13 protein-coding genes and 1 pseudogene are annotated in these 14518 nt (G+C 63.5%); 13 read left to right on the top strand and 1 reads right to left on the bottom strand.

Going from position 1 to position 14518, the window contains the following annotated elements; all coding sequences use genetic code 11:
* Positions 1-120 precede the first annotated feature (120 nt).
* Positions 121-2691, bottom strand: coding sequence for a DNA mismatch repair protein MutS (mutS, locus tag Q6A47_RS06470; protein ID WP_304483618.1), 2571 nt, complete (start codon positions 2689-2691; stop codon positions 121-123).
* A gap of 131 nt (positions 2692-2822) precedes the next feature.
* Here mutS and Q6A47_RS06465 point away from each other — a divergent pair, with 131 nt between their 5' ends.
* From Q6A47_RS06465 to Q6A47_RS06405, 13 genes and pseudogenes are all read left to right on the top strand, one after another.
* A complete protein-coding gene (locus Q6A47_RS06465) occupies positions 2823-3557 on the top strand; it encodes a LexA family transcriptional regulator (protein ID WP_304483781.1) in 735 nt (244 codons plus the stop codon).
* Positions 3558-4091: 534 nt separating this feature from the next.
* Entirely contained in the window at positions 4092-4415 is a 324-nt protein-coding gene (locus tag Q6A47_RS06460; RefSeq protein ID WP_039579545.1) for a phage holin family protein, read from the top strand.
* Positions 4416-4426: 11 nt separating this feature from the next.
* Entirely contained in the window at positions 4427-4924 is a 498-nt protein-coding gene (locus Q6A47_RS06455) for a hypothetical protein (protein WP_304483617.1), read from the top strand.
* Positions 4921-5481 (top strand): phage baseplate assembly protein V, encoded by a 561-nt coding sequence (locus tag Q6A47_RS06450; RefSeq protein WP_304483616.1) that lies wholly within the window; start codon positions 4921-4923, stop codon positions 5479-5481. The genes Q6A47_RS06455 and Q6A47_RS06450 overlap by 4 nt, the downstream gene beginning before the upstream one ends.
* A gap of 86 nt (positions 5482-5567) precedes the next feature.
* A complete protein-coding gene (locus Q6A47_RS06445; RefSeq protein WP_039579542.1) occupies positions 5568-5894 on the top strand; it encodes a GPW/gp25 family protein in 327 nt (108 codons plus the stop codon).
* A complete protein-coding gene (locus tag Q6A47_RS06440) occupies positions 5891-6772 on the top strand; it encodes a baseplate assembly protein (protein ID WP_304483614.1) in 882 nt (293 codons plus the stop codon). Before Q6A47_RS06445 ends, Q6A47_RS06440 begins: the two co-directional genes overlap by 4 nt.
* A 1-nt stretch (position 6773) precedes the next feature.
* Positions 6774-7382: a phage tail protein I gene (locus Q6A47_RS06435; RefSeq protein ID WP_304483612.1), complete on the top strand. Its 609-nt coding sequence runs from the start codon at positions 6774-6776 to the stop codon at positions 7380-7382.
* A pseudogene (locus tag Q6A47_RS06430) lies at positions 7375-8166 on the top strand (phage tail protein); the annotation flags it as partial. The gene Q6A47_RS06435 and the pseudogene Q6A47_RS06430, both read left to right, overlap by 8 nt.
* A 3-nt stretch (positions 8167-8169) precedes the next feature.
* Positions 8170-11358 carry a tail fiber protein gene (locus Q6A47_RS22945; protein WP_369811431.1) on the top strand — a complete coding sequence of 1063 codons (3189 nt, stop codon included), beginning with the start codon at positions 8170-8172 and terminating at the stop codon, positions 11356-11358.
* Positions 11359-11366: 8 nt separating this feature from the next.
* Entirely contained in the window at positions 11367-12098 is a 732-nt protein-coding gene (locus Q6A47_RS06420) for a tail fiber assembly protein (RefSeq protein WP_304483611.1), read from the top strand.
* An 87-nt stretch (positions 12099-12185) separates the two neighbouring features.
* The gene (locus Q6A47_RS06415) at positions 12186-13352 is read left to right on the top strand and encodes a phage tail sheath subtilisin-like domain-containing protein (RefSeq protein ID WP_039579537.1); all 1167 of its coding nucleotides are present in this window, start codon (positions 12186-12188) and stop codon (positions 13350-13352) included.
* Positions 13353-13365: 13 nt separating this feature from the next.
* Positions 13366-13875 (top strand): phage major tail tube protein, encoded by a 510-nt coding sequence (locus Q6A47_RS06410; RefSeq protein ID WP_029613455.1) that lies wholly within the window; start codon positions 13366-13368, stop codon positions 13873-13875.
* A gap of 10 nt (positions 13876-13885) precedes the next feature.
* Entirely contained in the window at positions 13886-14188 is a 303-nt protein-coding gene (locus Q6A47_RS06405; protein WP_039579535.1) for a phage tail assembly protein, read from the top strand.
* Positions 14189-14518: the final 330 nt, after the last annotated feature.

The raw sequence follows: 14518 nt of genomic DNA, 5'->3' as shown, positions 1-14518 counted from the left end.
AGGCGACGGCGGCGCACCCTTCCTTTGAGGGCGGCGCGGTTCACGGTGACTGCTGGCCAGGCTAATAACCTGCAGCTCCGGCAAACCGCGGCGGATTCTACCAGCTTGCGCGGATCGCCGTTATAACAGGTTTTTCAGTTGATATAGCATTTCGATAGCTTGACGCGGCGTCATGTCGTCCAGATCCAGCTTGCCCAGCTTCTCGATGGCGGGGTGCGGGAGGCTGGCGAACAGATCGCTCTGATGCGGTACCTGCGGCTCGCTCGTGCTCCGAGTCATCGGCGGTTCGTGGGGCAGGCTCGCGGTTTCCAAGCGACCGAGATGTTCGCGGGCGCGCTGGATGACCGGCGTCGGCACGCCTGCCAACTGCGCCACTGCCAGGCCGTAGCTCTGGCTGGCTGGACCTGGCAGGACATGGTGTAGGAAGACGATGCGCTCGTTGTGCTCAGTGGCATTGAGGTGCACGTTGGCCACCAGCGGCTCACTGTCCGGCAATACGGTGAGCTCGAAGTAATGGGTCGCGAACAGCGTGTAGGCGCGTAATTGCGCCAGGCGCTCGGCAGCAGCCCATGCCAGGGAGAGGCCATCGAAGGTGCTGGTACCGCGGCCCACCTCGTCCATCAGTACCAGGCTGCGCTCGGTCGCGTTATGCAGAATGTTCGCGGTTTCGCTCATCTCCACCATGAAGGTCGAACGACCGCCGGCGAGGTCGTCGCTCGAGCCGATGCGGGTGAAGATGCGGTCCACTGGCGACAGCTCGCAGCGCGCGGCTGGGACAAAGCTGCCGATGTGGGCCATCAGCACGATGAGTGCGGTCTGGCGCATGTAGGTGGATTTACCACCCATGTTCGGTCCGGTGATAATCAGCATCCGGGTGCGATCATCCAACCCCAGGTCATTGGCCACGAAGGGCGTGGTCAGCACTTGCTCGACCACCAGGTGGCGACCCTGCTCGATGCGCATGCACGGCTCGTCGACAAAGCGTGGGCAGTTCAAGTCGAGGTTCAGCGCACGCTCGGCGAGGTTGCTCAGCACGTCCAGCTCGGCCAACGCGGCCGCGCTGTCCTGCAGCGGAGCAAGGTGGCTGATCAAGGTTTCAAGCAGCCCGTCGTAGAGCATCTTCTCTCGTGCCAGGGCGCGACTCTTGGCCGACAGCGCTTTGTCTTCGAAGGTCTTGAGTTCAGGCGTGATGAAGCGTTCGGCACCCTTGAGCGTCTGGCGACGGATATAGTCGGCTGGAGCCTGTTCGGCCTGCTTGGTTGGCAGCTCGATGAAGTAACCGTGTACGCGGTTGTAACCCACCTTCAGGTTGGCAAGGCCGGTGCGGGCTTTCTCGCGGGTTTCAAGGTCGATCAGGAATTGCCCGGCGTTTTCGCTGATGGCCAGCAGTTCGTCGAGCTCGCTGTCATAGCCGGTCTTGAGTACGCCGCCATCACGGATCACTGCGGGAGGATTGTCGATGATCGCCCGTTCGAGCAGGCTCGCCAGCTCGGGGTAGGTGCCGGTGATCGCCGCCAGACGCGCCAGGTGCGGCGCCTCCAGTTCGGCCATGGCGTTCTGCAATTCTGGTAGGGCGCCGAGGGCGTCACGCAGTCGCGCCAGGTCGCGCGGGCGCGCATTGCGCAGGCCGATCCGCGCGAGGATGCGCTCGATGTCACCGATTTCCTTGAGCTGCGGTTGCAGCTTTTCGAAACGGTAGCCATCGAGGAAGCAGCGAATCGAGTCCTGGCGCGCCTGTAGCACCTTGAGGTCACGCAGAGGACGGTTCAGCCAGCGGCTGAGCAGGCGACTGGCCATGGCCGTCTGACAGCGGTCGATGACCGACTGCAAGGTGTTGTCGCGACCACCAGACAGGTTGATGTCCAGCTCCAGGTTACGGCGACTGGCGCCGTCGAGGATCACGGTGTCGTCCATGCGCTCATGGCGCAGGCTGCGCAAGTGCGGCAGGCTGGTGCGCTGGGTTTCCTTGGCGTAGGTCAGCAGGCAACCGGCAGCGCCGATGGCCAAGGTCAGTTTGTCGCAGCCGAAGCCTTTCAGGTCCTGGGTCGCGAACTGCTGGCACAAGCTTTTGCGCGCCGAATCGCGGTCGAAGTCCCAGGGGGCGCGGCGCCGCGCGCCTGGACGCTTCTCCGCCGGCAGGCCTTGCGGCCAATCGTCGGGAATCAGCAGCTCGACCGGATTCAGACGCTCCAGCTCGGCCAGCAAATTCTCCCAGCCTTTGATTTCCTGAACGCCGAAGTTGCCGCTGGTGATGTCCAGCACTGCCAGCCCGAACAGGCGTTCATCGCCCAGAACGGCGGCGATCAGGTTGTCGCGGCGCTCGTCCAGCAAAGCCTCGTCGCTGACGGTGCCAGGCGTGATGATACGCACCACCTGACGCTCGACCGGCCCTTTGCTGGTGGCCGGGTCACCGATCTGCTCGCAGATCACCACCGACTCGCCGAGCTTGACCAACTTGGCCAGATAACCCTCGAGCGAGTGGAAGGGAATCCCGCACATGGGAATCGACTGACCTGCCGACTGACCCCGTGCGGTCAGGGTGATATCCAGCAGTTTCGCGGCTTTTTTCGCATCTTCGTAGAAGATTTCGTAGAAGTCGCCCATGCGGTAGAACATCAGCTGGTCTGGATGCTGGTTTTTCAGCTTCCAATACTGCTGCATCATCGGGGTGTGTGCGGAGAGATCAGACATTCAGGGCCTTGGAGCAGTGGTCTGGTGGCTATTTCGAAACCGGCAATGGTACAGACTTTTGTCGGCCACTGCAGGGCAGCAGGCTGAACATGCATTTGCATTTCTGGAAAAACCCGAGCATTATGCATTTTATGCAAAAGCGCAACGTAGCCTCAGTACTCAGAGCATTGCTCGATCGCCACGGCCTGTCCCCGACGGAGCTGCATCGGCGCACGGGCGTCCCTCAATCCACCTTGTCGCGGATTCTCAGCGAGAAAATCGTCGATCCGTCGGACAAGCACGTCTCGAGGATCGCCGAGTATTTCGGCGTGAGCACCGATCAATTGCGCGGTCGCCTGGAGCTGGGCGACTCCCGTGCTGCTGAGCCCCTCCCAGGCCATGCGGAATTGAGCGATATCAGCTTGTGGGACGATGAAACACCCGTCGAGGACGACGAGGTGTCCGTGCCCTTCCTTCGAGAGGTCGAATTGGCAGCAGGATCAGGAAGATTCGTGATAGAGGAAAGCGAGCGTGCCCGCTTGCGTTTCGGCAAGCGCAGTTTGCGCCACAACGGTGTGCAGTTCGACCAGGCCAAGTGTGTCACGGTGCGTGGCAACAGCATGCTACCGGTGCTGCGTGACGGCGCCACCGTCGGCGTCAACACGGGTAAATGCGCCATCGGCGATATCATCGATGGCGACCTGTATGCCATCAATCACAATGGTCAACTGCGGGTCAAACAGGTGTATCGCCTGCCGACCGGCATCCGTCTGCGCAGCTTCAACCGGGACGAGCACCCCGACGAGGATTACAGCTTCCAACAGATGCAGGATGAGCAGATCAGCTTGCTCGGCCACGTTTTCTGGTGGGGCATGTACGCACGCTGACTGTGTATGGCTTCACTAAAACCCGCTTAGGCGGGTTTTTTTATGCCTGTTGAATGGCCATACCGACCGGCTGCGATGTCCTCACGCCCCTCCGCTGCACCAGCCCCGCTTTCTACCTAGCGAAAACCCCTACAAGCCACAGCTCCCAAAGCTTTCATGCATATAAGCATTTCCCGGTGCAAAAATATTTTCAAAAATGCATTGACTGCATATGCGTTGATGCATAATCTGTGTCCCAAGCCGGTCAGTTACCGGTTGATACACAGGCAGCGATGAACAGGCCTTGACTGTTCAGAGGGTTGGCAACTGGCCCGGGTGTGCAGCGTAAAGCACCACGATCAGTTATCCGGCGGGCAGGCGGCCGCGGTCGGAGTCACCAATTTGAAGCGGAACCGTCCGGCGTCACCAGCTGTGGCCGGCGGTTCGACAACGCATTACTGAAGGGCCTGTGCCAACGGACCCTTTGGAATGCCGCGTGATACGGCAAGGGATCCGTCGGCAGTCGCCGACGGCCATTACACAGGAGACAGGACAGTGACGAGCGAGCAACAGACGTTACTGGAAATGCCGCTCTGGCTAGTAATCGTCCTGGCACTGCTGGGCGGTTTGTCCGGCGAGATGTGGCGGGCCGACAAAGCCGGTGCTCGCGGGTGGTCGCTGCTGCGGCGTCTGGCGTTGCGATCGGGGGCCTGCATGGTGTGCGGGGTCTCGACGGTGATGCTGCTGTACGCCAGCGGCATGTCGATCTGGAGCGCGAGCGCCTTCGGTTGCCTCACCGCCATGGCCGGTGCCGATGTCGCCATCGGCCTTTACGAGCGCTGGGCAGCCAAGCGCCTTGGCTTGAGGGAAGAGCAATAGGAGCGATGTTCATGAGCGAATTGGCCACGTTGCACGCGGCTTTAACTGCAACCATTCGAGAGGCGATTCCGGAGCTGGCGTCGGTCGATACCTACACCGAAGCAGAAAAGGTACCGGCGTTGCCGTCACTGCGCCACGGCATCGTGCGCATGGTCGCCGACTCAGCGCCCAGGGATGGTCGGTCGGTGCTGGTCACCACCTTCGAGGCGGACATCACCCCGGCTGCCTCGAACCCTCAGGCGCGTCTGCAGGGCAGCGTCCTGGCGGCGCAAGTGATGGACCTGTTGCGCCAGCAACTCTGGGGCCTGGAATTCGTCGAGCCGAGTCGCAACGTGCGGGCTTTCTTCGCAGGCTCAGGCTGGCGAGTACGATGGGACCAACCCGTGCTGCTCGGCGAGCTGCAATGGGATTGGCCCGATGAGCCGGCTGGTAGCCTCAAGCTGGGCTTCAGCCCTGACACCGGTAAAGGCAACGAACCGCACTATTTCGCCCCGGAGGACCTGGCATGAGCTATGTGAGTGCCTTGCATGATCGCATGCTCGCCAGCCTGGTCATCCCGTGTCGAGTGGTGGCGGTTGACCTGGCCGCGGCCAGGGTCCGGGTGTCCGACGGCAGCGGTTGGACCAGCGCTTGGGTGCGCTGGCATGCCCAGGCCGCCGGTCAGGCCCGTCACTGGCGGGCGCCAAGCCTGGGCGAGCAGGGGGTTCTGCTTAGCCCCAGCGGCGAACCCGCCCAAGGAACGTTTTTCGCGGGCCTCTACGGCAACGCTGGCAATGCGCCGGACACCCGCGAACATGCCGAAGGCTGGCGCTTCGCCGACGGTGGCTCGCTGATCTACGACTGGCAGGCCAAGCGCTACGACATCGACCTGCCCACCGGCACCGTCCGCATCAAGGTGGGCGCCAGCACCCTGGTACTGACGGACGGCGCCGTCACCCTCGACGCCGCCAACATCACCCTTACCGGCAAGGTCGCCATCAACGGCCCGCTGACCGTCAGTGCCGACATCCTCGGCGGCGCACGCATCATCGATACCGCCGGCAACACACCTAATCACAAACACTGAAACCCGCCCGCAACGCGGGCATTTCTACGCCAGGAGAATGCCATGGATGCCTATCAACGCGCCCAGGCTTTACCGGGAGGCGCCCCATGATCGGCCTGGACCGCCGCACCGGTCAGCCGCTGGCCGGTATCGCCCATCTGCGCCAGTCCATCGAGGACATCCTCACCACGCCCCTGGGCAGCCGGCGCATGCGCCCCGAATACGGCAGTCAGCTGCGTCGCTATGTCGACTTGCCGGTCAATGAAGGTTGGAAAAGTGCCGTTCAGGCCGAGGTCGCCCGCGCTTTGGGGCGCTGGGAGCCGCGCCTCGAGCTGGAGCGGGTCAAGGTCGTGGCGGTGCTCGATGGCCAGGTCAGCCTGGCGCTGAGCGGCCGCTACCTGGGCGATGAAGCCCTGGTGGAGGTGAGCGTATGAGTCAGGTCGACCTGTCGAAATTGCCGGCGCCGCAACTGCTCGAAGACCTGGACTTCGAGGCGCTCTACCAGGCGGACCTCGACACCTTCCGTGCACACATGGGCGATGACTGGACCGCGCAACTGGAGAGCGATCCGGTGACCAAGCTGCTCGAAGTCGGGGCCTACCGCAAACTGCTCAACCGCGCCCGTGTCAACGATGCCGCCAAGGCCTTGCTGCTGGCGTACGCCCAAGGCAGCGACCTCGATCAACTGGCCGCCAACGTCGCCCTGCAGCGCCTGGTGGTCCAGCCCGCCGACTCGACCAGTCTGCCACCTACCGAGGCCATTCTCGAGTCCGACGACGCCCTGCGCGAGCGTGTGCAACTGGTCTACGAAGGCCTCACCACTGCCGGTCCGCGCAACAGCTACATCCTCCACGCTCGTAACGCTTCGGGACGGGTCGCTGACGCGACCGCCGAAAGTCCGTCGCCGGCGGTGGTCGATGTCACGGTGTTGAGCATCGATGACCAAGGCGTGGCCACCCAGGCGCTGCTCAACGAAGTCAGCGCCTACCTCAACGACGACGACATCCGTCCGGTCGCTGACCGGGTCAATGTGCGCAGCGCCCAGGTGCTGCCGTATCGAATCAACGCGGTGCTGCACATGGCCGACAGCGGTCCGGAATATGAGGCCATCCTCAGCGAGTGCCAACGCCGCTTGCAGGCCTGGCTCAACCCTCGCCGTCGGCTGGGCGTCGAGGTAGCCCGCTCGGGCATCGATGCGCAATTGCACATCGACGGCGTCAGCCGGGTCGAGCTGATCGACTGGACCGACATTCGCCCGAGCAAGGCTCAGGCAGCGTGGTGCACCGGTTTCGATCTCAAGCGCGGGGGCTGATATGAACAGTCTCCTGCCCCTGAATCGCACACCGCTGGAGCGGGCTCTGGAACGCGCGAGCGACGAGGACCTGAAAGTCACCCTGCGCCAGTTGTACAACCCCGACACCTGCCCGGCGCATCTGCTTTACCAATTGGCCTGGGCCTGGTCGGTGGACCGCTGGGACGACAGTTGGAGCGAGGCGATCAAGCGTTCGGTGATCCGCTCCACCTTCTTCGTCCACGCCCATAAGGGCACCCTCGGCGCCCTCAGGCGAGTGGTCGAGCCATTCGGTTACCTCATCGAGGTGCAGGAGTGGTGGCAGGCCAAGCCTGCCGGCGTGCCTGGCGCCTTCGCGCTGAAGGTCGGCGTTGCCGACGCCGGTATCAGCGAACGGACCTACAACGAGCTGTCGGCGCTGATCGACGACGCGCGCCCGGTCAGTCGGCACTTGATCGGGCTGGTGATCAGCCTGGAGAGCAAGGGCGCGTTGTACTTGGGCTGCGCGTTGCAGGACGGCGACGAGCTCGACATCTATCCACCTGCGGCTCGCGATATCGACATCGTCGGCACTATCGGCCGCGGCGGCCGCGAACACATCATCGATACCTTGGACATTGCACATGGTTGATCAGAATTCCCAGTTCTACGCCATCCTCACCAACGTGGGCGCGGCGAAGCAGGCCAACGCGGATGCCTTGGGCATCCCATGGACCATCACTCACATGGGCGTAGGCGATGCCAACGGCACCGACCCCACGCCCAATGCCACCCAGACCAAGCTGATCAACGAGTGGCGCCGGGCGCCACTGAATCAGCTCAAGGTGGACGACAAGAACAGCGCGATCATCGTGGCCGAACAGGTCATCCCGGCCGAAGTCGGTGGCAAATGGATCCGCGAGATCGGCTTGTACGATGCCAATGGCGATATGGTCGCCGTGGCCAACTGCGCGCCGACCTACAAACCGCTGCTCAGTCAGGGTTCTGGCCGTACCCAGGTGGTGCGAATGAGTCTGGTGGTGAGCAGCGCCAGCAACGTGCAGTTGAAAATCGACCCGGCAGTGGTGCTGGCGACCCGCGAGTGGGTCACCGAGGAACTGGCCCGCCAGGACTTCAAGCATTCGGTGCTGGTCGCTACCACAACCGGCATCAACCTGACGGGCCTGCAGACCATTGACGGCGTGGCCCTTACGGCGGGCGCTCGAGTGCTGGTCAAGAACCAGGTCTCGGCCAAGGAAAACGGCATCTACACGGTGGTGGCGGGGGCCTGGAAGCGGGCCCCTGACGCCGACAGCAGCGCCAAGGTCACCCCTGGGCTTCTGGTGTTGGTGGAGTCGGGAACGGTCAACGGCGATAGCGCCTGGCAACTGGTGACCGATGCGCCGATCACACTTGGCGTGACCGCCCTGTCATTCGATATGGCGTTTGGCCGCACCGGCATCGCGGTGGGTACCTACCGCAGCGTACAAGTGGACAAGTACGGGCGTGTGGTCGCGGCCACCAATCCCACGACGGCCAGCGGTTATGGGCTGACCGACGTCTATACCAAATCGGAAACCTATAACCGTAGCGAAATTGCCAAAGCCATTCTCGATGCAGTCACCAGTGCTGTGAACGGACTGGTCGATTCCGCGCCTGGTGCTCTGGACACCCTCAAAGAGCTGGCCGCTGCCATTGGCAACGACCCGAACTTTGCCACGAGCATGGTCAACGAGTTGGCGAAGAAGGCCCCGCTGCTGTCGCCCAAGTTCACCGGCGCACCGGAAGCGCCCACGCCCTCGGCGAGTAGCACGGGTCTGCAAGTCGCCAACATGAGCGCTCTGGCAACTGCTATCGCGGCTTCGTCTCGACAGTTCAAGACGGCCGTGATCGGACTGAGCACCAACACCACGTTGACCGCGGCGCAGATGGGCAACGCCGTACAGTTCAATTCCGGTGCCTTGACCCTGACCTTGCCGGCACTGGCTGACGTAGGCAATGGGGCGTCGGTGATGTTGCGCAACCCATCGGCGACCGCGACGCAGACCATCGTGGTGGCGTCATCCGGCTCGATTGTGGACGGCGGTAGCACCAGCGGGTCGCTTGCATTGAAACCCTTCGAGTGGGCGGAACTGGCTTCCTCCGGCAGTGCGTGGTTCGTGGTAGGGCGCGGGAAGTTGAAGGAAGTGGCGCAGATCGACTCGCCGTCGTTCAGCGGATCGCCCACCGCGCCGACGCTCGGTGCCACAGACGTCTCCAATGGTTTGGCGACGATGTCGGCCGCGCGCTCCATCTTGGCCTACTTCGGGCTCGGCTCTACGGAGCCTGGCAAAGGCTTGCCCGGCTCGGTTGCAGACGTGGCGAAGTTACCGGCGGGTAACTACTACTACCCGCCGGCCATTTCGCCCTACGGCGACTTCGCGTTCGTGCAGCGCATGGTGTTCGCTGGCAACAAGGGCTTCGAGATCGGCAACATCCCCTACACGGATCGGTTCCTGGGGCGTGCCAGCAATCAGGACGGGACCTGGCGCGATCCAGTGGAGCTCGCCAGGAAAGACAGCCCGGCCTTCACCGGCACGCCCACGGCGCCCACCCAGCCGCTCGGTAACAATACCGACAGGTTGGCCACCATGGCCGCGCTGTTCCAGGCGGTGAATACCTACAAGCGCAACTATACCGGCAACGTTATGCAGGTCGGAGCGAACATCACGCTCCAAGGTACGCAGACTGGTTATGCCTTCAACGTCACGGCGCCGGTGACCATCACGCTGCCCAGCGCAGAAGAGGCCGGGGCGGGTGGCACGTTCGTCATCCGCAACGTCAGCCCTGGTGTCGTCACCATCACTACTGCGATCAGCCAATTGTTCGAGCGCAACAGCGGCGCATCGTCGATGACCATGCAACCCGGCGAATGGCTCGAACTGCAGGCCTCGCGTAGCAGCTACGTGGTCAATCAACGCGGCATCCTCGACGAAATCGGAAAAACCGTGGCCGATGCACTGGCGGCCGTCGGGTTGGGCACTCAAGTCGCGCCGTTGTGTGGCGACTGTAATGCACAAGCCACCAGTGGCTTCTTCTTCGTCAGCTCCAGCCAGACGACCAACCTGCCGTTTCAGAGCAACGGTTTCCTGCTGCAATGCCCTTGGAACGGCAACTCTGCGGCGCTGCAGATCTATGCGGCTGCTTCGGTCGACAAGTTGATGTACCGCACCAAGTCTTCCGGGGCTTGGCGTGCATGGAAAGAGCTCCCGTCACTGGACGGTGTGCTCGGTGCGATCAACAACAACTCGCGCAGTTTCCGTACGCAGGCGGCCGTTGGTATTTCAGCCAACATCACGCTGAACACCTCGACCCATTTGGGCGCATTGTTCCAGTTCAACGCCGACGCCCTCACGGCTACGTTACCGTCCTCGGCGAGCGTGCCAGACGGTTCCGTCGTGACGTTGCGTAACCCTCGCGTCAGCACTCAAACCCTGGCCGTCTCGGCAGGGGCGATTGTCGAAGAGGGGGTCGCCGCCGCGAAGATGACGCTACGGGCCTATGAGTGGGCAGAGTTCACGTCTTCGGCAACAGAGTGGTTCGTGAGCGCCCGCGGCAAGCTCAAGGAAGCGGCCACGGTCGAGTACGTCCAGGACATCTACGCCCCGCTGAAAGATCCGGTGTTCAGCGGCAAGCCGAGCGTGCCGACGCAGAAAGCCAACGATGCCTCCAAGAGCGTGGCCAACACTGAGTATGTCGAGCAGGCCAAGCGGAGTTTCTCAGGACCGGTACTGGGGCTCAGCTCCAGCATGACCTTGAGCGCTGCGCAGTCGGGGCGGCTGTATCAGGCCAATGCGAACAACCTGACCGTCACCCTGCCGGCGCCGGCCGATGCACCCTCCGGTACGACATACGCGTTTCGCAATCCAAGCGGCGGCACGCTCTCGATCACTACCGCCAGCGGCACCATCGCGGCCGGCGTTGCACTGACCACACTGGTGCTGCAAAGCGGTGAGTATGTCGAGATGGTCAACAACACCAGCACCGGCTGGTTCGTGTCCAGTCGGGGGAAGTTGGCCGAGACGCCAACGGTCGACGCGATGAAAGCGGCAGATGCTGCGGCCATCGCGACAGCGGCGCCGCCCGGCCAGGTCGCATTTTTTGCGCGCAGCGCGCCGCCTGCGGGCTGGCTCAAGCGTAACGGAGCAGCCTACTCGCGCACCGCCTATGCCGACCTGTTCGCGGTGATCGGGACCAGCTTCGGCGCCGGCGACGGCTCGACCACCTTCAATGTGCCGGACGACCGGGAACTGATCGATCGCGCGTGGACCGATGGCCTCAACGCGGCCGATGCGGGACGGGCATTGTTCTCGACCCAGGCGGGGCAGAACCAGGCGCATACCCACACGGGCACCACCAACAGCGCCGGTGCGCACCAGCACACCACGCAGTTCATCCGTGAGCGGATCGGTTCGGGCTTCGTGGAGGAGGGTGGGAACGCTGTGTTGGGTGATCAGCTGAGCGACGGCATTCAAACGATGACGTCCTCAGTCAGTGGTGCGCATGCACACACCCTCAGCATCAGCAGCACCGGTGGCAATGAGACGCGCATGGCTAACCGGGCCTACCTGGCCTGTATCAAGTATTGAGGTGATGTATGAGTGACGAAGTAAGCGGCCAGCAGGCGCCGCAAGCACCGCAGGAGCACGACGAGCTGGCGGCGCAATCGGATTCGTCCGGCCCTGCCAAGACTTTGCCCTGGTGGCAGTTGGCGGGTGTCGAAGCCCCCAAGGTCTGCAATGTGCACCGTGATACCGGCGAGTACGTCGGCCTCGGCGAGGCGGACCCCAGTCCGCTGGAGCCGGGCGTCTGGGTACTACCGGCCTGCAGCTACCGACTCGAGGCGCCAGTGTTCGAAGCGGGCTTCGCTGCCCTGATCAATCGCGACGGCACCGGCTGGGAGCGCGTCGCTGACCATCGCGGCGCCACGGTGTACAGCACCGGCACCGGTGAGCCCCAACAATGGCAGGCCTTGGGCGATCTGCCCCAGGGCTACACCCTGCAGGCGCCGACAACGGCGTTCGACACCTGGGAGGGCGAGCAGTGGGTGCCGGATGAGGCCGCTATGGCCGAGGCGGCTCGACGCAGTGCCTACCTCAAGCAATCGCTGGCCAGCCAGTACGCCACTTCACGCATCAACACGCTGCAGGATGCCGTGGATCTGGGTATGGCCACCGACAGCGAAACCGACGCGCTCAAAGCGTGGAAAGTCTATCGCGTAAAACTAGGGCGTCTGGACATCAACGTCAGCGTTCCGGCTGACGACGAATGGCCAAACAGCCCCAATGATCAAGCGCTGGTCGCCTGGCTGGCCTCGCAAACCGAATGAACGCCCCGCACTGCCGGGGCGTTTTCTTTCCTGCTGTACCACTAGGGCCCCGCATGCGGGGCTTTCTCTTATCTGGAGATTAGTTCTATGAGTGGATTCTTCCACGGCGTCACCGTCACCAACGTCGACACCGGCGCCCGCAACATTGCCCTGCCGTCGTCCTCGATCATCGGCCTGGTCGACACCTTCACCGAAGGGGCCGGCGTCTCGGCCAAGGCCAACGACCTGGTGCTCATCACCAGCGAACGCGAAGCGGTCGCCGCCTTCGGCGCCGATGCGGCGATCACCAAGGCCTGCCGCGCCATCTACAGCCGCGCCAAGGCGGTGATCGTCGCCTGTGGCGTGGCCAAGCTCGACGACTCGGCCGAACAGACCGCCGCCGTCATCGGCAGCGTGCTGGCCGATGGCAAGCGTACTGGCCTGCAGGCCCTGCTCGACGGCAAGAGCCGGTTCAACGCCCAGCCTCGTTTGCTGGTCGCCCCCAAGCACAGCGCCACCCAGGCGGTCGGTACCGCGCTGGTGGCCTTGGCCGACAAGCTGCGTGGCATCGCCATCATCGACGGTCCGGCGACCACCGATGAAGCGGCCGTGGCCTACGCCAAGAACTTCGGTGCCAAGCGTGCCTTCCTGGTCGACCCAGGCGTGCGCTACTTCGACACCGCTGCCGAAGCCACCGTCGATGCGCCGAGCTCGGCGTGGGTCGCGGGCCTGTTCGCCTGGACCGACCGCGAGTACGGCTTCTGGGCCTCGCCGTCGAACAAGGAGCTGGTCGGCATCACCGGCACCACCCGTCCGGTGGAGTTCCTCGATGGCGATGACAGCTGCCGCGCCAACCTGCTGAACAACGCCAACATCGCCACCATCATCCGCGACGACGGCTTCCGTCTGTGGGGCAACCGCACCCTGTCCAGTGATCCGAAGTGGGCCTTCGTCACCCGCGTGCGCACCCTGGACATCGTCATGGACGCGATCCTCTACGGCCACAAATGGGCCGTCGACCGCTCCATCACCGCCACCTACGTCAAGGACGTCACCGAGGGCCTGCAGGCCTTCATGCGCGACCTGAAGAACCAGGGCGCGATCATCAACTTCGAGGTCTTCGCCGACCCGGAGCTGAACACCGCCGGCCAGCTGGAGCAGGGCAAGGTGTACTGGAACATCCGCTTCACCGACGTCCCGCCTGCCGAAAACCCCAATTTCCGCGTCGAAGTCACCAACCAGTGGCTGACCGAAGTCCTCGATACCGCCGCTTAAGGAGCGCATCTACATGGCAATGATTCCCGAAACCCTGGCCAACCTGAACCTGTTCGTCGACGGTGTGAGCTTCCAGGGCGATGTCCCCAGCCTGACCCTGCCCAAGCTCACCCTGAAGATGGAAGAGCACCGTCCCGGTGGCATGGACATGCCGGTCCACATGGACCAGGGCATGGAAAAGCAAGAGGCAGCCTTCACCACCACCGGCGTGCGCCGCGAGTCGCTGAAGTTCTTCGGCCTGGCCGACGGCACCGCGTTCAACGGCACGTTCCGCGGTGCCTTCAAGGGCCTGAAGGGCCAGATCAACCCGGTCATCGTCACCCTGCGCGGTTCGCTCAAGGAAATCGACATGGGCGACTGGAAGTCCGGCGACAAGGCCGAGATCAAGCACAGCGTCGCGCTGACCTACTACAAGCTGGAGGTCGACGGTCGCCTGGTCTACGAAATCGATGCCCTGGGCATGAAGCGGGTCATCGACGGCGTCGATCAACTGGCGGCGCAGCGTGCTGCGCTGGGCCTGTAAGGAGCGCCGGATGACTGAGCAGACTACGCAGCCGTCCTGGCTGCACCTGACCGCCGAGCGCGTCACCGTGCGCCTGTCGCGTCCCAGTGAGGCCAATGGCGTGCAGGTCGACAGCCTGTCGCTGCGCGCCCCGACGGTGCGTGACATGCGTAACGCCCAGGCTGGCGGTGCCAAGGATGACGAGCAGCGCGAACTGAACCTGTTCGCGTCGTTGGCCGAAGTCGGCATCAAGGACCTCGAAGGCCTGACGCTGAAGGACTACGGCCGCTTGCAGGCCGGGTACTTTCGCCTGGTGCAGGACGACGCGGTTTGACCCTGCCCGGCAGAAGGCCGCCGCCAGGCGGCTGGCCAAGGAGCTGAACTTTTCCGCAAGCGAAATCATGGCCATGTCGTTCAGCGACATGGCCTGGTGGCTGTCGGATTGAGAGGAATACTGCATGGCGAAACAACCAGAGATTGTTCTGGGGGAGGCCTACGCATCCCGTTCGGCCTCCCCGAATGCGTTCGAGGCCTACCGCGCCAGGTTTGCTGATCACTGGGCGTCTTACGATTATGCGCCTGTGCAGGCATACCCGGTTGCGGGGCAGTGGCATCCCCCTTGGAGCGCGATGGGGGACACCCACGCGTCTGGACCCGCATCAAC

Source organism: Pseudomonas boreofloridensis, assembly GCF_030580795.1.
GTDB classification, from domain to species: Bacteria; Pseudomonadota; Gammaproteobacteria; order Pseudomonadales; family Pseudomonadaceae; genus Aquipseudomonas; species Aquipseudomonas boreofloridensis.
Note: the sequence above shows the minus strand (reverse complement) of the source record. Positions and strands in the feature narration are given on the sequence as shown.

What these genes read in the sequence shown, in the direction of transcription:
- Q6A47_RS06440 (WP_304483614.1), top strand. Translation starts at nt 5,891, where the DNA reads ATGAGTCAGGTCGACCTGTCGAAATTGCCGGCGCCGCAACTGCTCGAA.
- Q6A47_RS06420 (WP_304483611.1), top strand. Translation starts at nt 11,367, where the DNA reads ATGAGTGACGAAGTAAGCGGCCAGCAGGCGCCGCAAGCACCGCAGGAG.
- Q6A47_RS06465 (WP_304483781.1), top strand. Translation starts at nt 2,823, where the DNA reads ATGCAAAAGCGCAACGTAGCCTCAGTACTCAGAGCATTGCTCGATCGC.
- Q6A47_RS06435 (WP_304483612.1), top strand. Translation starts at nt 6,774, where the DNA reads ATGAACAGTCTCCTGCCCCTGAATCGCACACCGCTGGAGCGGGCTCTG.
- Q6A47_RS06445 (WP_039579542.1), top strand. Translation starts at nt 5,568, where the DNA reads ATGATCGGCCTGGACCGCCGCACCGGTCAGCCGCTGGCCGGTATCGCC.
- Q6A47_RS06405 (WP_039579535.1), top strand. Translation starts at nt 13,886, where the DNA reads ATGACTGAGCAGACTACGCAGCCGTCCTGGCTGCACCTGACCGCCGAG.
- Q6A47_RS06455 (WP_304483617.1), top strand. Translation starts at nt 4,427, where the DNA reads ATGAGCGAATTGGCCACGTTGCACGCGGCTTTAACTGCAACCATTCGA.
- Q6A47_RS06415 (WP_039579537.1), top strand. Translation starts at nt 12,186, where the DNA reads ATGAGTGGATTCTTCCACGGCGTCACCGTCACCAACGTCGACACCGGC.
- mutS (WP_304483618.1), bottom strand. Translation starts at nt 2,691, where the DNA reads ATGTCTGATCTCTCCGCACACACCCCGATGATGCAGCAGTATTGGAAG.
- Q6A47_RS06410 (WP_029613455.1), top strand. Translation starts at nt 13,366, where the DNA reads ATGGCAATGATTCCCGAAACCCTGGCCAACCTGAACCTGTTCGTCGAC.
- Q6A47_RS06450 (WP_304483616.1), top strand. Translation starts at nt 4,921, where the DNA reads ATGAGCTATGTGAGTGCCTTGCATGATCGCATGCTCGCCAGCCTGGTC.
- Q6A47_RS22945 (WP_369811431.1), top strand. Translation starts at nt 8,170, where the DNA reads ATGGCGTTTGGCCGCACCGGCATCGCGGTGGGTACCTACCGCAGCGTA.